This window comes from Klebsiella sp. KPN54798 (assembly GCF_021184225.1).
GTDB lineage: Bacteria > Pseudomonadota > Gammaproteobacteria > Enterobacterales > Enterobacteriaceae > Klebsiella > Klebsiella pneumoniae.
In genome coordinates, this window is record NZ_CP089234.1 from 669,712 (window position 1) to 689,905 (window position 20,194).

At 60.6% G+C, this 20,194-nt stretch carries 24 protein-coding genes and 1 riboswitch; of the genes, 9 read left to right on the plus strand and 15 right to left on the minus strand.

What is annotated here, in order from left to right:
* Positions 1-145 precede the first annotated feature (145 nt).
* From ureG to LPQ25_RS03325, 7 genes are read right to left on the minus strand one after another with little or no spacing between them, the layout of a single operon-like run.
* Positions 146-763: an urease accessory protein UreG gene (gene ureG / locus LPQ25_RS03295; protein ID WP_002916877.1), complete on the minus strand. Its 618-nt coding sequence runs from the start codon at positions 761-763 to the stop codon at positions 146-148.
* Positions 764-771: 8 nt separating this feature from the next.
* Positions 772-1,446 carry an urease accessory protein UreF gene (locus LPQ25_RS03300; RefSeq protein ID WP_014906906.1) on the minus strand — a complete coding sequence of 225 codons (675 nt, stop codon included), beginning with the start codon at positions 1,444-1,446 and terminating at the stop codon, positions 772-774.
* Between the two features lies 1 nt (position 1,447).
* The gene (ureE, locus tag LPQ25_RS03305; RefSeq protein ID WP_002916875.1) at positions 1,448-1,924 is read right to left on the minus strand and encodes an urease accessory protein UreE; all 477 of its coding nucleotides are present in this window, start codon (positions 1,922-1,924) and stop codon (positions 1,448-1,450) included.
* 9 nt (positions 1,925-1,933) lie between these two features.
* Positions 1,934-3,637 (minus strand): urease subunit alpha, encoded by a 1,704-nt coding sequence (ureC, locus tag LPQ25_RS03310; protein ID WP_014906907.1) that lies wholly within the window; start codon positions 3,635-3,637, stop codon positions 1,934-1,936.
* A complete protein-coding gene (locus tag LPQ25_RS03315) occupies positions 3,630-3,950 on the minus strand; it encodes an urease subunit beta (protein ID WP_002916872.1) in 321 nt (106 codons plus the stop codon). Before LPQ25_RS03315 ends, ureC begins: the two co-directional genes overlap by 8 nt.
* 9 nt (positions 3,951-3,959) lie before the next feature.
* The gene (locus LPQ25_RS03320; RefSeq protein ID WP_002916871.1) at positions 3,960-4,262 is read right to left on the minus strand and encodes an urease subunit gamma; all 303 of its coding nucleotides are present in this window, start codon (positions 4,260-4,262) and stop codon (positions 3,960-3,962) included.
* 9 nt (positions 4,263-4,271) lie between these two features.
* Positions 4,272-5,096 carry an urease accessory protein UreD gene (locus LPQ25_RS03325; RefSeq protein ID WP_014906908.1) on the minus strand — a complete coding sequence of 275 codons (825 nt, stop codon included), beginning with the start codon at positions 5,094-5,096 and terminating at the stop codon, positions 4,272-4,274.
* On the opposite strand from LPQ25_RS03325, the gene LPQ25_RS03330 reads away from it, so the two are divergent.
* Positions 5,068-5,232 carry a hypothetical protein gene (locus LPQ25_RS03330; RefSeq protein WP_014906909.1) on the plus strand — a complete coding sequence of 55 codons (165 nt, stop codon included), beginning with the start codon at positions 5,068-5,070 and terminating at the stop codon, positions 5,230-5,232. The genes LPQ25_RS03325 and LPQ25_RS03330 overlap by 29 nt on opposite strands.
* Before the next feature lie 10 nt (positions 5,233-5,242).
* On the opposite strand, the gene LPQ25_RS03335 is transcribed toward LPQ25_RS03330, so the two are convergent.
* Positions 5,243-5,362: a hypothetical protein gene (locus LPQ25_RS03335; RefSeq protein WP_014906910.1), complete on the minus strand. Its 120-nt coding sequence runs from the start codon at positions 5,360-5,362 to the stop codon at positions 5,243-5,245.
* Positions 5,363-5,493: 131 nt separating this feature from the next.
* Positions 5,494-6,111, minus strand: a complete 618-nt coding sequence (plsY, locus tag LPQ25_RS03340) for a glycerol-3-phosphate 1-O-acyltransferase PlsY (protein WP_004144530.1) — start codon at positions 6,109-6,111, stop codon at positions 5,494-5,496.
* Between the two features lie 107 nt (positions 6,112-6,218).
* On the opposite strand from plsY, the gene folB reads away from it, so the two are divergent.
* Positions 6,219-6,602: a bifunctional dihydroneopterin aldolase/7,8-dihydroneopterin epimerase gene (gene folB, locus LPQ25_RS03345; RefSeq protein ID WP_004150923.1), complete on the plus strand. Its 384-nt coding sequence runs from the start codon at positions 6,219-6,221 to the stop codon at positions 6,600-6,602.
* 198 nt (positions 6,603-6,800) lie between these two features.
* Entirely contained in the window at positions 6,801-7,622 is an 822-nt protein-coding gene (gene bacA / locus LPQ25_RS03350) for an undecaprenyl-diphosphate phosphatase (protein WP_004144532.1), read from the plus strand.
* Between the two features lie 11 nt (positions 7,623-7,633).
* On the opposite strand, the gene LPQ25_RS03355 is transcribed toward bacA, so the two are convergent.
* Together LPQ25_RS03355 and LPQ25_RS03360 are read right to left on the minus strand one after the other, a co-directional pair.
* Positions 7,634-8,875 (minus strand): multifunctional CCA addition/repair protein, encoded by a 1,242-nt coding sequence (locus LPQ25_RS03355; RefSeq protein ID WP_002916864.1) that lies wholly within the window; start codon positions 8,873-8,875, stop codon positions 7,634-7,636.
* Between the two features lie 61 nt (positions 8,876-8,936).
* The gene (locus LPQ25_RS03360; RefSeq protein WP_002916862.1) at positions 8,937-9,557 is read right to left on the minus strand and encodes a TIGR04211 family SH3 domain-containing protein; all 621 of its coding nucleotides are present in this window, start codon (positions 9,555-9,557) and stop codon (positions 8,937-8,939) included.
* A 214-nt stretch (positions 9,558-9,771) separates the two neighbouring features.
* Between LPQ25_RS03360 and LPQ25_RS03365 the strand changes: the two genes are divergently transcribed.
* Genes LPQ25_RS03365 through hldE form a run of 3 tightly spaced genes read left to right on the plus strand, consistent with a single transcriptional unit; the run spans position 9,772 to position 15,420 of the window.
* Positions 9,772-11,070, plus strand: coding sequence for a CYTH domain-containing protein (locus LPQ25_RS03365; protein ID WP_004150922.1), 1,299 nt, complete (start codon positions 9,772-9,774; stop codon positions 11,068-11,070).
* A 20-nt stretch (positions 11,071-11,090) separates the two neighbouring features.
* Positions 11,091-13,928 carry a bifunctional [glutamate--ammonia ligase]-adenylyl-L-tyrosine phosphorylase/[glutamate--ammonia-ligase] adenylyltransferase gene (gene glnE / locus LPQ25_RS03370; RefSeq protein WP_014906913.1) on the plus strand — a complete coding sequence of 946 codons (2,838 nt, stop codon included), beginning with the start codon at positions 11,091-11,093 and terminating at the stop codon, positions 13,926-13,928.
* 58 nt (positions 13,929-13,986) lie between these two features.
* The gene (gene hldE, locus LPQ25_RS03375) at positions 13,987-15,420 is read left to right on the plus strand and encodes a bifunctional D-glycero-beta-D-manno-heptose-7-phosphate kinase/D-glycero-beta-D-manno-heptose 1-phosphate adenylyltransferase HldE (protein ID WP_002916858.1); all 1,434 of its coding nucleotides are present in this window, start codon (positions 13,987-13,989) and stop codon (positions 15,418-15,420) included.
* Between the two features lie 77 nt (positions 15,421-15,497).
* Here hldE and LPQ25_RS03380 read toward each other — a convergent pair whose 3' ends face one another.
* Positions 15,498-15,647 (minus strand): hypothetical protein, encoded by a 150-nt coding sequence (locus LPQ25_RS03380; RefSeq protein ID WP_004144536.1) that lies wholly within the window; start codon positions 15,645-15,647, stop codon positions 15,498-15,500.
* Between LPQ25_RS03380 and glgS the strand changes: the two genes are divergently transcribed.
* Entirely contained in the window at positions 15,639-15,836 is a 198-nt protein-coding gene (gene glgS, locus LPQ25_RS03385) for a cell surface composition regulator GlgS (RefSeq protein WP_002916857.1), read from the plus strand. The two genes, LPQ25_RS03380 and glgS, sit on opposite strands and share 9 nt — an antisense overlap.
* A 35-nt stretch (positions 15,837-15,871) precedes the next feature.
* Here the strand turns inward: glgS and ubiK are convergent, their stop codons facing one another.
* The gene (gene ubiK / locus LPQ25_RS03390; protein WP_002916856.1) at positions 15,872-16,144 is read right to left on the minus strand and encodes a ubiquinone biosynthesis accessory factor UbiK; all 273 of its coding nucleotides are present in this window, start codon (positions 16,142-16,144) and stop codon (positions 15,872-15,874) included.
* 120 nt (positions 16,145-16,264) lie between these two features.
* A riboswitch (FMN riboswitch) is annotated at positions 16,265-16,416 on the plus strand.
* Positions 16,417-16,521: 105 nt separating this feature from the next.
* Between ubiK and ribB the strand changes: the two genes are divergently transcribed.
* Positions 16,522-17,175, plus strand: coding sequence for a 3,4-dihydroxy-2-butanone-4-phosphate synthase (gene ribB / locus LPQ25_RS03395; protein ID WP_004185664.1), 654 nt, complete (start codon positions 16,522-16,524; stop codon positions 17,173-17,175).
* A gap of 61 nt (positions 17,176-17,236) precedes the next feature.
* Here the strand turns inward: ribB and zupT are convergent, their stop codons facing one another.
* Positions 17,237-18,007 (minus strand): zinc transporter ZupT, encoded by a 771-nt coding sequence (gene zupT, locus LPQ25_RS03400; RefSeq protein ID WP_002916852.1) that lies wholly within the window; start codon positions 18,005-18,007, stop codon positions 17,237-17,239.
* A gap of 186 nt (positions 18,008-18,193) precedes the next feature.
* Here zupT and ygiD point away from each other — a divergent pair, with 186 nt between their 5' ends.
* The gene (ygiD, locus tag LPQ25_RS03405; RefSeq protein WP_004174357.1) at positions 18,194-18,985 is read left to right on the plus strand and encodes a 4,5-DOPA-extradiol-dioxygenase; all 792 of its coding nucleotides are present in this window, start codon (positions 18,194-18,196) and stop codon (positions 18,983-18,985) included.
* Positions 18,986-19,029: 44 nt separating this feature from the next.
* Here ygiD and LPQ25_RS03410 read toward each other — a convergent pair whose 3' ends face one another.
* A complete protein-coding gene (locus LPQ25_RS03410; RefSeq protein WP_004144540.1) occupies positions 19,030-20,190 on the minus strand; it encodes a glutathionylspermidine synthase family protein in 1,161 nt (386 codons plus the stop codon).
* Positions 20,191-20,194 lie beyond the last annotated feature (4 nt).

Below are 20,194 nucleotides of genomic sequence, written 5' to 3' on the forward strand. Positions count from 1 at the left end.
CTTAATGGTTAGGCATGACTTGAATTAGCAAACCTTATGCCATATTGCAGGGCAGGCGTGGCGCGGAGGTGGAGGCAGGATGATATAAAGAGAGAGCAGAGGCTGCACCATCCGGACGCGCTTGCGCCCGGCTGGTGCAACAGGCCTATTTGCCAAGCATGCCTTTGTCTTCGAGGAAGGCGATAATGGTGCTCAGGCCGTCGCCCTGCTTCAGATTGGTGAAGGTCCATGGGCGATCGCCGCGCATACGCTGGGTATCGCTCGCCATCACCTCCAGCGACGCGCCCACATAGGGGGCAAGGTCGGTTTTATTGATCACCAGGAAATCGGATTTGGTGATCCCCGGTCCGCCTTTGCGCGGGATCTTCTCCCCTTCGGCCACATCGATGACGTAGATGGTCAGATCCGCCAGCTCCGGGCTGAAGGTGGCGCTCAGGTTATCGCCGCCGCTTTCCACGAAGATAAGGTCGAGGTTACCGAACTTTTCACTCAGCGCTTCCACGGCGGCGAGGTTCATTGAGGCATCTTCGCGGATCGCCGTATGCGGGCAGCCGCCGGTTTCCACACCGACGATGCGTTCAGGCGCCAGCGCGCCCGCTTCGGTGAGGATGCGCTGATCTTCTTTGGTATAGATGTCGTTAGTGACCACCGCCAGCTGCCAGGTATCGCGCATCGCTTTACACAGTGCTTCCAGCAGAGCGGTTTTACCGGAGCCGACCGGGCCGCCGACGCCGACGCGCAGCGGGTGTTTATAAGAGTTCATGGCTTCTCCTAGGAACGGAATAATCGAGAGTATTGGGTTTCATGCCGGGCAGAGGCGATAGCGGCGAGCGGGGTGGCCGATCCGATATCGCCGTCCGGCGCGGCCAGCGCGCGGGGCATCTCGGCCGCGTAGTGGTCACAAAGACGTAAAATCAGCTGCTGGGCGGCCTGCTGGCCGAAGGGGACCAGCTTGACGCCGGCCATCACGGCGCTCTCAATCCAGCTGTAGCCCAGGCTGAGGGCCATCTCGGGCAGGGCGATACGCCAGCGCACGCCGAGCCAGGCCATCCCGGCGAGCTGGCTTTGCTGGCACAGCGTGCGCCACGGCGGCGGACAGTCCGGCTGCCAGTCGCTCAGCAGACGGGCAAACGCCGCGCCGCGGTTGCGCTCTTCCTCCCGCAGTTCACGAGTTTCCCGGCAGGCCAGCAGATAGGCGGTCCAGCGCTGGGCCGCAGCGATATCGCCTTGTTCGCAGGCGCGGTACAGGCGGGCGAACAGCGGCAGGTCAACGGTAAAAAAGCCTTCCGTCATCTGGCGTCGCTGCCAGCGCTCGAAGGCCGCGACGTCCGGCACCCAGCCGGCTTCCACAGCCCACTCCAGCCCCTGGGACCAGCTGTAACCCCCAACCGGCAGGTTGCTGCTGGCCAGCTGCATCAGCCGCAGGCGTTGTTCCGCTGTCGACATGCTAGTGGCTGTGAGCGTGGTGGTCATGATGAGCATGATGATGACCGTGGCTCTCGCTGGCGTAAGCGCCGGCTTCCGGCTCGAACGGCAGCTGGCCAAAGGTCACCGTCAGGCCGAACTGGCGCAGCATATCGTCCAGCACGTGATCGTGATGGTAGCGCAGCTCGCCCGGCATGATCTGCAGCGGCACGTGACGGTTGCCGAGGTGGTAGCAGGCCTTCGCCAGCATAAACGGATCGTCGCAGCGCACTACCGACACCCCTTCATCAGCGGCAATCACCTGCACAAACTCGGTGCCTTCTTCGTTGCTGAGCACATCGCCGCCGCGCAGCAGCAGGCCGCGGGGCAGCAGCAGGCCGGCTTCCCGGCCATCGTTGAGGGTGACCTTAACCCGGCTTTTGACGCGAACATCAATCGGCAGCGTAACGCTGGCGGTCGCGGCGGCGGGGATCTCCAGACGTTGAGTTAAATAAAGCATCCGCTCTCCTTAAAACAGAAAATATCGTTGCGCCATCGGCAGAACGTCTGCCGGCTCGCTGGTGATAAGTTCGCCATCCACCCGCACCTCATAGGTCTGGGCGTCGACGGTGATGTTAGGCTGCAGGCTGTTGTGCACCATGTCGGCTTTCTGCACCGTACGGCAGCCTTTCACCACGGCGATCGCGCTGCGCAGGTTCAGCCGCTCGGCAACGCCATTGGCTGCCGCCGCCTGCGACAGGAAGGTGAGGCGGCAGTGATGGCGGGCGCTGCCCAGCGCGCCAAACATCGGGCGGTAGTGCACCGGCTGCGGGGTCGGAATAGAGGCATTGATATCGCCCATCGGCGCGATGGCGATCATGCCGCCTTTGATCACGGAGGCCGGTTTCACGCCGAAGAAGGCTGGTGACCAGACCACGAGGTCAGCCAGCTTACCCACCTCAATGGATCCGACTTCGTGTGCGATGCCGTGGGTCAGCGCCGGGTTGATGGTGTATTTGGCGATGTAGCGCTTCACGCGGAAGTTGTCGTTATCCCCGGTCTCCTCCGCCAGCGCTCCGCGCTGCATCTTCATGCGATGCGCCACCTGCCAGGTGCGGAGAATCACTTCCCCGACGCGGCCCATGGCCTGCGAATCGGAGGAGGTGAGCGAGAAGGCGCCGAGATCGTGCAGCACGTCTTCCGCAGCGATGGTTTCCCGGCGAATGCGCGACTCGGCAAAGGCCACGTCCTCGGCGATGTCCGGGTCCAGATGGTGGCAGACCATCAGCATATCGAGATGTTCATCGATGGTGTTGAGGGTGTAGGGCAGCGTTGGGTTGGTGGACGACGGCAAAATGTTCGGGTGGGCGCAGGCGGTGATGATGTCCGGCGCATGGCCGCCGCCGGCCCCTTCGGTATGGAAGGTGTGGATGGTGCGTCCGCCGATGGCGGCGAGGGTGTCTTCCACAAAACCGGATTCATTCAGGGTGTCGCTGTGCAGGGCGACCTGGACGTCCATTTCATCGGCGACGGTTAACGCACAGTCGATCGCCGCCGGGGTGGCGCCCCAGTCCTCATGGATCTTCAGGCCAATAACGCCCGCCGCCACCTGCTCGCGCAGGGCATCCGGCTGAGAAACGTTGCCCTTGCCCAGCAGGCCGATATTGACCGGCAGGCTGTCGGCCGCCTGCAGCATGCGTGAGATATACCACGGGCCCGGGGTGCAGGTGGTGGCATGGGTGCCCGCGGCCGGGCCGGTGCCGCCGCCGACCATGGTGGTCACGCCGGAGACCAGCGCCTCTTCCGCCTGCTGCGGACAGATCCAGTGAATATGGGTATCGATCCCGCCGGCGGTGACAATTTTTCCTTCGGCGGCAATCACTTCCGTCGCGGCGCCGATGGGGATGGTGACGTTGGGCTGGATGTCGGGGTTGCCGGCTTTGCCGATGGCGAAGATCCGGCCGTCCTTCACGCCGATATCGGCCTTAACGATCCCCCAGTGATCGACGATCAACGCGTTGGTGAGCACCAGGTCGACACAGTCGGCGGCCAGCATCTGTCCCTGGCCCATGCCGTCGCGGATCACTTTGCCGCCGCCGAATTTGACCTCTTCCCCGTAGGTGGTCAAATCGTCCTCCACCTCGATCCACAGCTCGGTATCCGCCAGGCGCACCTTGTCGCCGACGGTGGGGCCGAACATATCGGCATAGGCCTGGCGTGAAATATTACTCATCGTTTACCTCCAGAGGGCCCATGACCTCGCCTCGGAAGCCGAAGACGGCGCGGTGACCGGCGAAGGCCACCAGCTCGACCTCGCGTTTCTGGCCGGGTTCAAAGCGTACCGCCGTGCCTGCCGGGATATTCAGGCGATAGCCGGCGGCCTGCTGACGGTCGAACTTCAGCGCCGGGTTAACCTCGGCGAAATGGTAGTGCGAACCGACCTGAATCGGCCGATCGCCGTGGTTCTCAACGACCACGCGACAGGTTGCCCGGCCGGTATTCAGGGCTATCTGACCGGGCTTAACGTGATATTCACCGGGGATCATGGCGCTACCTCAGATAATCGGGTTGTGAACGGTGACCAGCTTCGAGCCGTCCGGGAAGGTGGCTTCGACCTGGATATCCGGGATCATTTCCGGGACGCCCTCCATCACCTGCTCGCGGGTCAGGACATGACGGCCTTCCTCCATCAGCGAGGCCACGCTTTTGCCGTCCCGAGCGCCTTCCATAATAAAGGCGCTGATGAGGGCCACGGACTCCGGATAGTTGAGCTTCAGGCCGCGGGCCAGGCGACGCTCCGCCACCAGCGCGGCGGTAAACAGCAACAGCTTGTCTTTTTCTCGGGGGGTCAGTTCCATAACGTTCTCTTAAGTCAGCCAGATTCGGGGAAGTACGGGAGATTTACCGGTGAGATGAGGGCGCAGAAACTGCCATACGTCGCGCATCACCCGCTGGCAAATCAGATTATCGTCACTGAGGAAACGCACCGTCAGCAGGCGGTCGGTCAGGCTGGCGCCGGCGTAGAGACCGAGCGGCGCCAGCGCGTCGCGCACCCCGTCGAGCAGGGCATCGGTAGCCGGATAGCACAGCAAAGTGCCGACCCAGGGACGTTCGGCGATGCTGGAGAGCTCTCCCTCCTGCAGGTGCAGGCGCTCGACCAGCAGCGGCTCATCGTCCACCCATACCTCCAGCCGGTTGCTGAGGGTGCCGTGGCTGAAGGTTTCGCCAATCACCGGGCGGCCAAGGCAGAGCAGATCCCAGGCCAGCAGCCTGCTGGAGGCGCAAAGATGAAAGATGGTGAACAGCCGGGCATTGGCCCCGGGAAAGAAGATGGCATCCTGCGGGAGCCACTCCAGGGTCGCCTGTGGGGCAAGGGTCAACTGCTGGCGAACTAGCGCTTGCGCGCCGCTGCTGCGGTAAAACTTGCTGGCGCCAGGCATGGTTATCAGCGTATGGCAGCCGGGGGCAAGGTGCGCGCTAATTGTCAGCTCATCACCGCCGACGATGCCGCCGGGCGGGTGAAGCAGATAGAGGTGACAGGTCTCTTCTTCCGGGTAAAGCGGGCGCTGGACGGTCAGCGGGCCGACGTGTTGGGCGCTGGCGAGAACGGTCTTGCCGCCGGCCTGGTGAAAGCGGAGATCCAGCGTAGCCTGCCAGCCTTTTTTGAGTGGTGGTAACACGGTACCGTGCAATGTTGCGCCCCTGCAAAATCAAGATAAAACAGCAGCAATGAGTATTGATCGGCGGGAGTTTATCCCGGTCATACGAAACGCTTATGTCATCCGTAACCCGGAGCGTCGCGACGGGCGCGAGGGGAAAGCGGTATAACCGCTCCGGATTATTCACCCGGATAATCTTTGCCGTCAATATCCTGAGCCGCAGCCTGGGCGCGGCGGAAAAGGCGGCGGATCGGGTTGCGCCGCGCCGCCAGCCGCCAGCGCAACTTTTGCCTTTCCATGCTGCTAACGTATTGTTACAAAAGGAGGATGTGGCGATGATCGCCTTTGATGGCGAGGAAGCGTAAAAGGGCGGGTGAAAGGCGCGATTAGCGCAGGAGAGTTCCCCGGCTGGCGGAGCCGGGAGGGGAGATTACTTCTGCTCTGGCGTTTTTTTCTTCTTCACGCGGGTCCAGATTTTGCTCTCCTGGCGACGCCACAGACGCTGAATGTTGTCGTGATGGCGCAGGAGGATCAGGCAGGAGAGCATCGACACCGGAAAGGTATACTGCGGTTTGAACCACCAGACGTAGAACGGGGCGATCAGCGCGCTGACGATAGCGCCCAGGGAAGAGTAGCCGCTGAGCAGGATGGTCAGCAGCCAGGTCCCGGCCATCACCCCGGTGAGATCGAGCCCGATGGGGGCGATAGCGCCGAAGGCCGTGGCGACGCCTTTACCGCCGCGGAAATGAAAGAAGACTGGCCAGATATGGCCCACGCAGGCGGCAATCGCCACTAACCCCAGCCAGAACGGCGTAAGGCCCAGCGCCCAGGCGCCCCACACCGGGAGCATGCCCTTCAGCACATCAAAAATAAGTACCGCTACGGCCGCCCCTTTTCCGCCAATTCGTAGTACGTTAGTGGCCCCGGGGTTGCCTGAGCCGCTGTCGCGTGGGTCGGGCAGGCCAGCAAGGCGACATACCAGAATGGCGCTGGAAATGGAGCCGCAGAGGTAGGCGAGGAGTACCAGTCCAGGCGCGATTGCACTCATAACGCTGTTCCGTTTTGAAAATGTCGTTGTATTCTCTGCATCTGTGGATAATACGCATAATTCGCCGGAAGTGGTATCCGGTTTAGCTAAAAAGCAGGCAGGGCGTGATGGATATTGTATTTATAGAGCAACTTTCGGTAATCACCACCATTGGTGTTTATGACTGGGAACAAACCATTGAGCAGAAGCTGGTGTTCGATATCGAAATTGCATGGGATAACCGCAAGGCGGCCGCCAGCGATGATGTCAGCGATTGCCTCAGCTATGCTGATATCAGCGAGCGCGTGATTGCGCATGTGGAGGGGGGAAAATTTGCGTTAGTGGAGCGGGTGGCGGAAGAGGTGGCCGACCTGCTGCTGGAAACATTCCAGTCGCCATGGGTGCGCATAAAAGTCAGCAAACCTGGCGCCGTGGCTCGCGCGGCAAACGTCGGGGTGATTATTGAACGTGGCCTTAATCTGAAACAAAACTTTTCAGGTCATACTTGTTAAACAAATTGCGTTTATACCGGTCATAGCATCCGGTCATCAGGCAATTTTACTGGCGATGTCCTTCCAGAACGGTGGACGAATCCGTGTGTACTTCCTGTACGCTGCGGATTACGCGCGCTCTGGCAGCCGGGTTGTGCCTGTTGAACGATACCGTGTTCCTGGTTTTTTTCATTTTACTTTTTTAAAGGGTTTAATTGGATGAGCGATATACACTCGCTGCTGGTGGCGGCAATATTGGGTGTGGTTGAGGGTTTGACAGAGTTTTTACCTGTTTCCAGTACCGGTCATATGATTATTGTTGGTCATCTGCTGGGGTTTGAAGGTGATACCGCAAATACCTTTGAAGTGGTGATTCAGTTAGGTTCGATACTCGCCGTGGTGGTGATGTTCTGGCGTCGCCTGTTCGGCCTGATCGGCATCCATTTCGGGAAACCGCCGGCGCATGAAGGCCAGGGCAGCGGCCGTTTGTCGCTTATCCATATCCTTCTCGGCATGATCCCCGCGGTGGTGATGGGGCTGATTTTCCATGACACCATTAAATCCTTGTTTAACCCGGTGAACGTGATGTACGCCCTGATTGTCGGCGGCGTATTGCTGATTGCAGCGGAAGTGCTGAAGCCGAAACAGCCGCGCGCGGTCGGGATTGACGATATGACCTACCGTCAGGCGTTCGTCATCGGCTGCTTTCAGTGCCTGGCGCTGTGGCCAGGTTTCTCCCGCTCGGGGGCGACTATCTCCGGCGGCATGCTGATGGGCGTCAGCCGCTATGCGGCCTCGGAGTTCTCTTTCCTGCTGGCGGTACCGATGATGATGGGCGCCACCGTGCTGGACGTCTACAAGAGCATCGGCTTCCTGAACATGGGCGACGTCCCGATGTTCGCCGTCGGCTTCGTGATGGCGTTTATCGTGGCGCTGATTGCGATTAAAACCTTCCTGCAGCTGATCAAACGGATCTCGTTCATTCCGTTCGCTATCTACCGCTTTATCGTCGCGGCAGCGGTGTACGTGGTCTTCTTCTAAGGCCTGCGCCCTCAGCCTTGCGGCTGGGGGCAACGCTGTTCCTTCCACTGCGCTACCGCCGCAATTCTCCGCCGCGTCAGCTCCTCGCGAATTTCCGCCCCTTTAAAGCCCGCCGCCACGACCTCTTTAGTGGAGACCGACTGCGCCACTTCCCAGGCCTCCAGCAGCAGGCGCCCCTGCGGGTAATCGCTGGCCTCGAAACCGGTGCGTCCGCGGACGTCGGCTTCGCTGGTGAGCGCGATCTGCTGCACGCGCTGCGGTTTGCGCCACGCGTCAATGCTGTCGAAGAGTTTGACGAGGGTTTTCGGCTGCAGAATTGGCAGGGTGTGGATTAGGTCATGGTACTCCGCCACCAGTTTCGCGAGATCGCGGATATCGTTTGGCACCCGCAGACGCGCGCAGAGCTGCTCCACCAGCTTGACTCCCGCCGGACCATGGCCGTGGTGACGCGGCCAGAGCGCCTTCGGCGTCAGCCCTTTGCCGAGGTCATGGCACAGGGTGGCGAAACGTACGTCGACATCCGGCGACAGCATCGCGGCCATCGTGACGGTCATCAGGGTGTGCAGGCCGGTGTCGATTTCCGGATGCCATTTCGCCGGGGCCGGCACGCCGTACAGGGCGTCAATCTCCGGGAACAGCACCTTGAGAGCCTGACAGTCGCGCAGCGTCTGGAAAAAGACCTGCGGGTTGCGAGTAGTTAATGCGCTTTCCGTCTCCTTCCACACCCGCTCCGGCGTTAAATGCGCCAGCTCGCCGGCCTCAACCATCGCGGCCATCAGGGCCTGGGTCTCTTCGGCAATGCGAAAACCGAGGTGGGCGTAGCGGGCGGCAAAACGCGCGACGCGCAGCACGCGCAGCGGATCTTCACTAAACGCGGGAGAGACATGGCGCAGCAGGCGCTGACGGAGATCGTTCTGTCCGCCGTAGGGGTCGATAATTGCGCCGTCGGCATCCTGGGCGAGGGCATTGACCGTCAGGTCGCGGCGCAGCAGATCGGCTTCGAGGGTGACGTCCGGGGCGGCATAGCAGGTAAAACCGGTATAGCCCGCGCCGGATTTGCGCTCGGTGCGGGCCAGGGCATACTCTTCCCGGCTTTGCGGATGGAGGAACACGGGAAAATCGCGGCCTACCTGTTGATAGCCCGCGTCTAGCATCTGTTGCGGGGTGGCGCCCACCACCACCCAGTCTCGGTCTTTGACCGGCAGCCCTAACAGCGCGTCACGCACCGCGCCACCGACCAGATAACTCTTCACGCCTGATTCTCCCGTATCCGTTTTTCGCAAGATGATACGTAAGTCTGGCAGAGAAGACGAATTAGTTCATCCACCGGTCTTTACGTTTGCGGCTTGGCACCAGATGCGGCAGCACCAGACCGAGCAGCAGACCGACGCCCAGCACACCGCCGCCGTACATAAACCACTGCATGATAATGGTGCGCTGTTTATCATCAAGCTGCAGATTTGCCGCATTCACCTTCTTCTGCGCGACAACCAGCTCGTTTTTCAACTTTTGGTTCTCGTCCTTCAGCGCGTTAATCACGCTGTCGCTGCCGGCGACTTTCTTCTGCATATCCGCCGTGCGCTGGTTCCAGGTGGCATCGATGTTATTCAGCTTATCGGTCAGCGTTTTGACCTGGTTTTCCAGATCCGGGACGCGGGTGCGCAGGCTGGGCTCGTTGCTCAGCTCTTTCAGCGGGATCCAGGCGGTACGGCCGTTGCTGTCGCGAATTTGCGCGTAACTGGTGCTGTCGTTCGTTTGCAGTACCGACACTTCTTCCCCGGCGTTGATGGTGCCGACCAGACGATAATTATCGCCCGGGCCGCTGCGAACCCAGGTGTTCAGCTCATCGGAAACGTAGCGCTTTTCTTCTGCGTGAACCGCCGTGGCGGCGCTAAGCGCGAGCAAAGTAAAAGTAATCAGGCGTAATTTTGGCATCAGGTCATCGTTTGGTCATAAAAAGTGGAACGATAGTAGAGGCATCGCCAGAGCGACGCAAAGTTTTCCGCCACAATCGGAATCATCCAGGAGGTGGCCCGGCAAAAAGCGCGTTGCATGGCGATTCACCGCAAAATACTATCTACTGACAAAAAATATCGTCGTAAGTTCGCCGCAATTTGTCGGCGCAGCACAGAAGCGGAAGAATTCAGTCATGGCTCAAGAAATCGAACTCAAGTTTATCGTCGCTCAGGATGGGGTAGAGACGCTGCGCGAGCAGCTCAATGCGCTCGAGGCGAAACATACGCCCGCGGGCCAGTTGCTGAACATTTATTACGAAACCGCCGATAACTGGCTGCGTCGTCACGATATGGGGCTGCGCATCCGCGGCGATCAGGGGCGTTATGAGATGACGCTGAAAATCGCCGGTCGGGTGGTCGGCGGCCTGCACCAGCGCCCGGAATATAATATTCCACTGGATAAACCGGAGCTGGCGCTTGAGCGCCTGCCGGCGGAGGTCTGGCCGCAAGGGGAACTTCCGGCCGCGCTGGCGGAGCACGTCCAGCCGCTGTTCAGCACCGATTTTGCCCGTGAACGCTGGGTGATCCAGGAAGGAAAGAGTGAGATTGAGATTGCCCTCGATCGCGGCGAAGTCAAGGCGGGCGAACATCAGGAGCCGATCTGCGAACTGGAGCTGGAGCTGCTCGCCGGGGAGACCGCCGATCTGCTGCGCCTCGCGCATCGTTTGCTGGAGAGCGGCGTCCTGCGTCAGGGGAGCCTGAGCAAAGCCGCGCGCGGGTATCATCTGGCGCAAGGTAACAATGAGCGTCCGGTGACCCGGCTGGCGGTGCTGCCGGTGGCAGCGAAGGCCAGCGTGGAGCAGGGGCTGGAGGCGGCGCTGGAGAGCGCCCTGGCGCATTGGCTGTATCACGACGAGATCTGGCTGCGCGGCAACGCAAAAGCCAAAGCGGAAATTCTGCTGGCGATAGCCCGCGTGCGCCATGCCCTCGTGCTGTTTGGCGGCATCGTGCCGCGTAAGGCGACCACCCACCTCCGCGCGTTGCTGAACGACGCCGACGCCGTTCTGCTGGCTGCGGACACCGCCGACGAAGCGTTATTCCGCACCGAGGTCGTTGGCGCCAAACTGGCCCTGACCGAATGGCTGGTCCAGCGCGGGTGGCGTCCGTTCCTCAACGAGGCGGGAGAGAAAAAAATAGCCGGCTCGTTCAAACGGTTTGCCGATATTCACCTCTCGCGGGTGGCGGCCGAGCTGCGCAGCGCCGTGCAGCATCTGGCGGTAGAAGATGCCGCTGACCAGTTGCCGAAGCTGTCCCGCGACATCGACAGCGTCCAGCTGCTGGCGGGCGCCTATGGCGACGCCGTCGCGCCCTGGCTGGAGAACTGGCAGGAACTTCAGCGTGCGATAGAGCATGACGACCGCAGCGTGTTTGAATATTTCCGTCGCCAGGCGCTGGCTGCCGAGCCGTTCTGGCTGCATAGTGGAAAACGATAATTACAGGCCAGGGAGCCCTTATGATGCCGCTTTCTCCGCAGTTACAGCAGCACTGGCAGACGGTCGCTGACCGTCTGCCAGCGGATTTTCCCGTTGCCGAACTGAGCCCACAGGCCAGGTCGGTGATGGCGTTCAGCGATTTTGTCGAACAGAGTGTGATCGCTCAGCCGGGCTGGCTGAATGAGCTTGCGGACTCCGCGCCGGCGGCGGAAGAGTGGCGGCATTACGAAGCCTGGCTGCAGGAGCGCCTGCAGGCCGTCACTGACGAAGCGGGGTTGATGCGAGAGCTGCGTCTCTTCCGCCGCCAGATGATGGTCCGCATCGCCTGGGCGCAGGCGTTGTCGCTGGTGCGCGAAGAAGAGACGCTGCAGCAGCTGAGCGTCCTGGCGGAGACCCTGATTGTCGCCGCCCGCGACTGGCTGTACGCCGCCTGCTGTAAAGAGTGGGGAACGCCATGCAACGCCGAGGGTCAGCCGCAGCCGCTGCTGATCCTCGGGATGGGAAAGCTGGGCGGCGGCGAGCTGAACTTCTCTTCCGATATCGATCTGATCTTTGCCTGGCCGGAGCATGGCGCCACCCGCGGCGGCCGCCGCGAGCTGGATAACGCCCAGTTCTTTACCCGCCTGGGGCAGCGGCTTATCAAGGCGCTCGACCAGCCGACGCAGGACGGCTTTGTTTATCGGGTGGACATGCGCCTGCGGCCGTTTGGCGACAGCGGGCCGCTGGTGCTCAGCTTTGCGGCGCTGGAAGATTATTACCAGGAGCAGGGGCGGGACTGGGAACGCTACGCGATGGTGAAAGCGCGGATCATGGGCGATAACGACGGCGCCTACGCCAGCGAACTGCGCGCGATGCTTCGCCCCTTCGTCTTCCGCCGCTATATCGACTTCAGCGTGATCCAGTCGCTGCGTAACATGAAAGGCATGATCGCCCGTGAAGTGCGGCGTCGCGGGCTGAAAGACAACATCAAGCTCGGCGCCGGCGGCATTCGTGAAATTGAATTTATCGTTCAGGTCTTTCAGCTGATCCGCGGCGGTCGCGAACCTGCGCTGCAGCAGCGCGCGCTATTGCCGACACTGGCGGCGATTGATGAGCTGCATCTGCTGCCGGAAGGCGACGCGACGCTGCTGCGCGCGGCCTATCTGTTCCTGCGCCGGCTGGAAAACCTGCTGCAAAGTATCAACGATGAACAGACCCAGACCCTGCCGCAGGATGAACTGAACCGCGCCAGACTGGCGTGGGGGATGCATACCGATGACTGGGAGACGCTGAGCGCGCAGCTGGCGAACCATATGGCCAACGTACGGCGGGTGTTTAATGAACTGATCGGCGATGACGAGGCTCAGTCGCCAGATGAGCAGCTGGCCGAGTACTGGCGCGAGCTGTGGCAGGATGCGCTGGAAGAAGATGACGCCAGTCCGGCGCTGGCGCATTTAAACGACGCCGACCGCCGCAGCGTGCTGGCGCTGATTGCCGATTTCCGCAAAGAGCTGGATCGGCGTACCATCGGCCCGCGCGGCCGCCAGGTGCTGGATCAGCTGATGCCGCATCTGCTGAGCGAAATCTGCTCGCGCGCCGATGCGCCGCTGCCTCTGGCGCGGATCACGCCGCTGTTGACCGGCATCGTCACCCGCACCACCTATCTTGAACTGCTGAGCGAATTCCCCGGCGCGCTGAAACACCTGATTACGCTCTGCGCGGCATCGCCGATGGTCGCCAGCCAGCTGGCGCGCCACCCGCTGCTGCTGGATGAGCTGCTGGATCCCAACACCCTCTATCAGCCGACGGCGACCGATGCCTATCGCGACGAGCTGCGTCAGTATCTGCTGCGGGTGCCGGAAGAGGATGAAGAGCAGCAGCTGGAGGCGTTGCGCCAGTTCAAGCAGGCGCAGCAGCTGCATATCGCGGCGGCGGATATCGCCGGCACCCTACCGGTGATGAAGGTCAGCGACCATTTAACCTGGCTTGCCGAAGCGATCCTCGATGCGGTGGTGCAGCAGGCATGGGGGCAGATGGTGGCTCGCTACGGCCTGCCGACCCACCTGCACGATCGCCAGGGGCGCGGCTTCGCCGTCGTCGGCTACGGCAAGCTCGGCGGTTGGGAGCTGGGCTACAGCTCCGATCTCGACCTGGTGTTCCTCCATGACTGTCCGGCGGAGGTGATGACCGACGGCGAGCGGGAGATTGACGGCCGTCAGTTCTACCTGCGGCTGGCCCAGCGGATCATGCATCTGTTCAGCACCCGCACCTCGTCCGGTATTCTCTACGAAGTGGACGCCCGGCTGCGCCCTTCCGGCGCGGCGGGGATGCTGGTTACCACCGCTGACGCGTTTGCCGACTATCAGCAGAACGAGGCCTGGACGTGGGAGCATCAGGCGCTGGTGCGCGCCCGCGTGGTCTATGGCGACCCGGCGTTGCAGGCGCGCTTTGACGCCATTCGTCGCGATATCCTGACCACCCCGCGGGAGGGCGCAACCCTGCAGACCGAGGTTCGCGAGATGCGCGAGAAGATGCGCGCCCACCTCGGCAACAAGCATCCCAATCGTTTTGATATCAAAGCCGATGCCGGCGGGATCACGGATATTGAATTTATTACTCAGTATCTGGTCCTACGCTATGCCAGCGACAAGCCGAAGCTGACCCGCTGGTCTGATAATGTGCGTATTCTCGAGCTGCTGGCGCAGAACGACATCATGGACGAGGAGGAAGCGCGCGCCTTAACGCACGCGTACACCACCTTGCGTGACGCGCTCCATCACCTGGCCCTGCAGGAGCTGCCGGGACACGTGGCGCCAGAGGCCTTCAGCCGGGAGCGCGAGCAGGTCAGCGCCAGCTGGCAGAAATGGCTGATGGCTTAACTATAAAATCGGGTGTGCTATTATCGCGCGCAAAGTTTGCGTCTCGCAGGAGAGAGTCATGAAAGTAACGCTGCCGGAGTTTGAACGTGCAGGAGTGTTGGTGGTGGGTGATGTGATGCTGGACCGCTACTGGTACGGCCCCACCAGTCGTATTTCCCCGGAAGCCCCGGTGCCGGTGGTGAAGGTGGAAAATATCGAAGAACGTCCTGGCGGCGCGGCAAACGTAGCGATGAACATTGCCTCGCTGGGGGCAACCTCGCGCCTGGTGGGATTGACCGGGATTGATGACGCCGCCCGCGCGCTGAGCCAGGCGCTGGCCAACGTCAATGTGAAGTGCGACTTCGTCTCCGTCCCGACTCACCCGACTATCACCAAGCTGCGGGTGCTGTCGCGCAATCAACAGCTGATCCGCCTCGACTTTGAAGAGGGCTTCTCCGGCGTCGATCCGCAGCCGATGCACGAGCGCATTCAGCAGGCGCTGGGCTCTATTGGCGCGCTGGTCCTTTCGGACTATGCCAAAGGGGCGCTGACCAGCGTCCAGACCATGATCCGACTCGCACGTGAAGCGGGCGTGCCGGTGCTGATCGATCCGAAAGGCACCGATTTCGAACGCTATCGCGGCGCGACGTTGCTCACCCCGAACCTCTCTGAGTTTGAAGCGGTGGTGGGCAAGTGCCAGGATGAAGCGCAGATCGTTGAGCGCGGCATGAAGCTCATCGCCGAATTCGAACTGTCGGCGCTGCTGGTGACGCGCTCTGAGCAGGGGATGACGCTGCTGCAGCCGGGACGTCCGCCGCTGCATATGCCGACCCAGGCCCAGGAAGTGTACGACGTGACCGGCGCCGGCGACACGGTGATTGGCGTGCTGGCGGCGACCCTGGCGTCCGGCAACACCCTGGAAGAGGCCTGCTATTTCGCTAACGCCGCGGCGGGCGTGGTGGTCGGTAAGCTGGGTACATCCACCGTTTCCCCTGTCGAGTTGGAAAACGCGGTCCGCGGCCGGGCTGAGACCGGCTTTGGCGTGATGAGCGAAGAGGAACTCAAACAGGCGGTTGCGGCGGCGCGCAAGCGCGGCGAGAAAGTGGTGATGACCAACGGCGTCTTCGACATTCTGCATGCCGGTCATGTCTCCTATCTGGCGAATGCGCGCAAGCTGGGCGACCGTCTGATCGTGGCGGTCAACAGCGATGCCTCCACCAAACGTCTGAAAGGCGAAACCCGCCCGGTGAACCCGCTGGAACAGCGGATGATCGTGCTGGGGGCGCTGGAGGCCGTCGACTGGGTGGTCTCCTTCGAAGAAGATACTCCGCAGCGCCTGATCGCTGGCATCCTGCCGGATCTGCTGGTCAAGGGCGGCGACTACAAACCGGAGCAAATCGCCGGCAGCGAAGAGGTCTGGGCGAACGGTGGCGAAGTGCTGGTGCTCAACTTTGAAGATGGCTGCTCAACTACCAATATTATTAAGAAAATACAAAAAGATAGCGACAAATAAGCTTTTCGCTATTCACCGGTTTGTACGGTGAAGAATCACGGCCTGCGATAGACGTATCGCGGGCCGTTTTTATTTAATCATGTGGAAAATGATTTAGCGCAATAAATAATCATGTTAAGCGCATTTTTCGTACAAATCGCGTTAAGGTAAGCGTAAATACTGAAGTGAGTAAAAGGCATATGACTTATCAGAACATCCACCGCTGAAGGAGTATGCGCATGAACCATAACGATATGTATTCAATGAAGAATTTTGATTTTTTGGCGCGGAGTTTCGCCAGAATGCACGCCCAGGGCCAGCCAGTTGATCTTCAGGCCATTGTCGGCAATATGGATGAAGAACATCGTGAATGGTTTTGCCAGCGCTATGAACTGTACTGTCGCCAGGTGAGTAGTCAGGCGGAAGCCGCCCATTAAGCCAAACGCAAAACGGGCCCCCAGGGGCCCGTTTTTTACTGCTGCTCTTCGCTGCCCGGCGTCGCCGCCGGGCGGTTTTCGAGGTCATTCAGGCGCTGCTCCAGCAGCGCCAGTTTTTCCCGGGTCCGCAGCAGCACCTGAGTCTGCACGTCAAACTCTTCGCGGCTAACCAGATCCAGACGGGTCAGCTGCGACTGCAGCGCCTGGCGGATTTTCTTCTCAACATCCTCACCCAGATCGCGAAGTCCTTTTGGCATCGACTCATGGACCTGGCGGGCGATTTGTTCAATTTTTTTCGGGTCAATCATGGTGGTTTCCTGCTCGGGTCGGATGATTGATCATTGTAGTGCGAACCAGGCCGCCTATAAACCAGAAATGTTTGAAGCTTATGCATTGCCGAGGATAGTCAATAGCGTTATAGTTATCTCGCTTATTCTCAGGGCGGGGCGAAATTCCCCACCGGCGGTAAATCAACCATGGCGTTGAAAGCCCGCGAGCGCTTCCCGTGACTACGGGAAGGTCAGCAGATCCGGTGTAATTCCGGGGCCGACGGTTAAAGTCCGGATGGGAGAGAGTAACGGCACAGTCGGGCCCAGGCCCGCTCGCGTTGACTTTTGCCGCTAAACCGGCGCTCCTAAGACTGCCCTGATTCTGGTAACCATAATTTTAATGAGGTTTTTTTACCATGAATCAGACGCTCCTTTCTTCTTTTGGTACCGCTTTTGAACGTGTGGAACACGCTTTGGACGCCCTGCGCGAAGGCCGCGGCGTGATGGTGCTTGATGATGAAGACCGTGAAAACGAAGGCGATATGATCTTCGCCGCCGAAACCATGACCGTTGAGCAGATGGCGCTGACCATTCGTCACGGCAGCGGCATTGTGTGCCTGTGCCTGACCGAAGAACGCCGCAAACAGCTGGATCTGCCGATGATGGTAGAGAACAACACCAGCGCCTACGGCACCGGCTTCACCGTGACCATCGAAGCGGCCGAAGGTGTGACCACCGGCGTCTCCGCTGCCGACCGCGTGACCACCGTCCGCGCGGCCATCGCCGACGGCGCGAAACCTTCCGATCTCAACCGTCCAGGTCACGTCTTCCCGCTGCGTGCGCAGCCGGGCGGCGTACTGACCCGCGGCGGCCACACCGAAGCCACTATCGACCTCGTGACCCTGGCTGGCTTTAAACCGGCAGGCGTGCTGTGCGAGCTGACCAATGACGATGGCACCATGGCCCGCGCGCCGGAGTGCATCAAGTTCGCTCAGCAGCACAATATGGCGGTAGTCACGATTGAAGATCTGGTGGCCTATCGTCGCGAACATGAGCGTAAAGCCAGCTAAATAGCGGTTCGCTATGCCCGAGCACAGCCCACTTGTTAGTGGGCTGTGTTGTTTCTGCGCTTTAACCGATGCCCATCGTCTGGAGTACCACCAGGCTCAGCCCCATGACCGACATCCCGCACAGGACGCCGTAGCTTGGATTGCTTTGCGGATCGATCTCTTTCGCCAGCGGCATCAGTTCATCGACCGACAGCGCCACCATAATCCCGGCGACGGCAGCCATGATCGCGCCCATCACCAGCGGCGAGACCAGGCTCCCCAGAATCAACCACGCCAGCACGCCGCCCAAAATTTCCGCCATGCCGGAAAGCCCGGCCCAGAGCACCGCTTTGCTGCGCGAGCCGGTGGCGGCATACACCGGTCCGGCAACCGCCAGTCCTTCCGGAATATTGTGCAGGGCGACGGCAAGGGCGACGCCCATGCCAAGCTCGAGGTTGTTGCTGGCCGTGACATAGGTGGCGATCCCTTCCGGAAAGTTATGCAGGCTGATCCCCAGCGTCAGAAGAATAGCGGTGCGGCGTAAGTTGCGCGGGCGCGGCATGGCGGGAGTCATCAGATCCTGCGGGTGGGCGTGCGGCAGCAGGCGGTCAAGACCAAAGTAACCCAGCAGGCCGACAACAAACATTCCGTAGCCGAGCAGCGGCGACATGCCCTCGGCGGCCAGCGCGGCAGGCAGCATTTCCATCAACGAAATCAATAGCATAATCCCGGCGGCAAAGCCGAGGGAGAAGCCAAGCAGGCGGTTAGAGGGTTTCTGGCCAATCACGCCGAATATGGCGCCAATGAAGGTTGCGCTACCGGCTAACAGCGTCAATATTAAGGGTGATGACATCGCTTCTCTCCCTGTGAAAATAATTACATACGAGTATATTGCCTGAGGATGCGCGTACGGGACACGTCCCTTTACCGCGAATTACATTCAAATTTTCTGACGATCATCATCATGGTTATCTGAGTTTATCCTGGCGCAAAAGCGCGTAATGTGAGCACATCACATTGACACCCTAAGGATATCATCATGTCCCGTACCCGAATGCCCGCGTTGTTTCTCGGCCATGGCAGCCCAATGAACGTGCTGGAAGACAACCGTTATACCCGCGCCTGGGCTCAACTGGGCGAAACCCTGCCGCGTCCGAAAGCGATCGTGGTGGTCTCTGCGCACTGGTTTACGCGCGGTACGGGCGTAACGGCGATGGAGGCGCCGAAGACCATTCATGACTTCGGCGGTTTTCCGCAGGCGCTGTATGACACGCATTATCCGGCGCCGGGCTCTCCGGCGCTGGCGCAACGGCTGGTGGAGCTGCTCTCGCCGGTGCCGGTCACCCTCGATACAGAAGCCTGGGGATTTGACCATGGCTCGTGGGGCGTGCTGATTAAAATGTATCCGCAGGCGGATATCCCGATGGTTCAGTTGAGCATCGACAGCACCAAACCGCCGGCCTGGCATCTCGAAATGGGGCGGAAACTGGCCTCGCTGCGTGATGAAGGCATTATGCTGGTGGCCAGCGGCAACGTGGTGCATAACCTGCGCACCGCCCGCTGGCATGGCGAGAACACGCCGTACCCTTGGGCAGAGTCCTTCAATAACTACGTGAAGGCGAATCTGCAATGGCAGGGGCTGGACGAGCAGCACCCGCTGGTTAACTACCTGGCACACGAAGGGGGCTCGCTCTCCAACCCGACGGCGGAGCATTTCCTGCCGCTGCTGTATGTCCTGGGGACGTGGGATGGCGTTGAGGCGATGACGATCCCGGTCGATGGCATCGAGATGGGCTCGCTGAGCATGCTGTCGGTGTTGGTTGGCGCCTGATGATAGCGCGCTCCGGCGGCATTTACCGTCGCCGGAGCGCGGCATTATTCGACGAAAATGTGCGGATAGAAGCGCGACAGATCCTGGGTGATCAGCGCCCGGTCTTCGCGAATACCGATCCCTGCAGGCTGGTCGTTGATGAGCCAGCTGCCAATCAGCGTATAGCTATCGCCAAACTTCGGCAGCGGGTAAAACGCCTGCACGATGGTGCCTTCTTCCCCGTACGGGCCTTCTACTGCCTCCACCACTTTGCCATTTTCAACGATCGACACGTTAGCACCTTCGCGGGAGAAGATTGGCTTAATGACGTACTTCTCCATCTCCGGGTGAGTATCTTCGCTGAAGTAGGCCGCCAGCAGATTAGGGTGATTGGGGAACATCTCCCACAGCATCGGCAGCAGCGCCTTGTTGGAGATAATGCTTTTCCACGCCGGCTCCAGCCAGCGGACGCCAGCGTCTTCCAGCTTGGTGGAGAACATCTCCCGCAGCATAAACTCCCACGGATAGAGCTTGAACAGATTGCCAATCACCTGATCCTGCAGATCGGTAAACTGGCCTTTTTCGCCCAGGCCGATATCTTCAACGTAGAGGAATTCCGTCGCCAGCCCCGCTTCAGCGGCGCAGTCCTGCAGATACTGCACGGTACCGCGATCTTCAACGGTATCGCGGCAGCAGGCCATATGCAGCAGCTGAAAGCCAAACTGCTCGCGCAGCTCGCCGAAGCGATCGATCAGCTTTTCCTGCAAACTGTTGAACTGGTCGCTGCCCGCCGGCAGCTTGCCGGCGTTGAGCTGATCTTCCAGCCAGATCCACTGGAAGAAGGCCGCTTCATACAGCGAGGTCGGGGTGTCGGCATTGTTCTCCAGCAGCTTCGGTTCGCCGACGCCATCCCAGGCCAGGTCGAGACGTGAGTAGAGCGACGGCTGGTTGGTTTTCCACGACTGGCGCACAAAACCCCAGGTGTGTTTAGGGATGCGGAATTTGGTCATCAGCTCATCGCTGGCGATCACTTTTTCCACCACCTGGAGGCACATCTGATGTAGCTCAGCGGTGACCGCTTCCAGCTTTTCCACCTGCGCGAGGGTCAGCTTGTAATACGCCTCTTCGCTCCAGTAGGGCTCGCCGTACATGGTATGGAAGTTGAAACCGTACTCGGTCGCTTTCTCGCGCCAGTCCGGGCGCTCGGTAATACTGACTCTTTCCATGTTG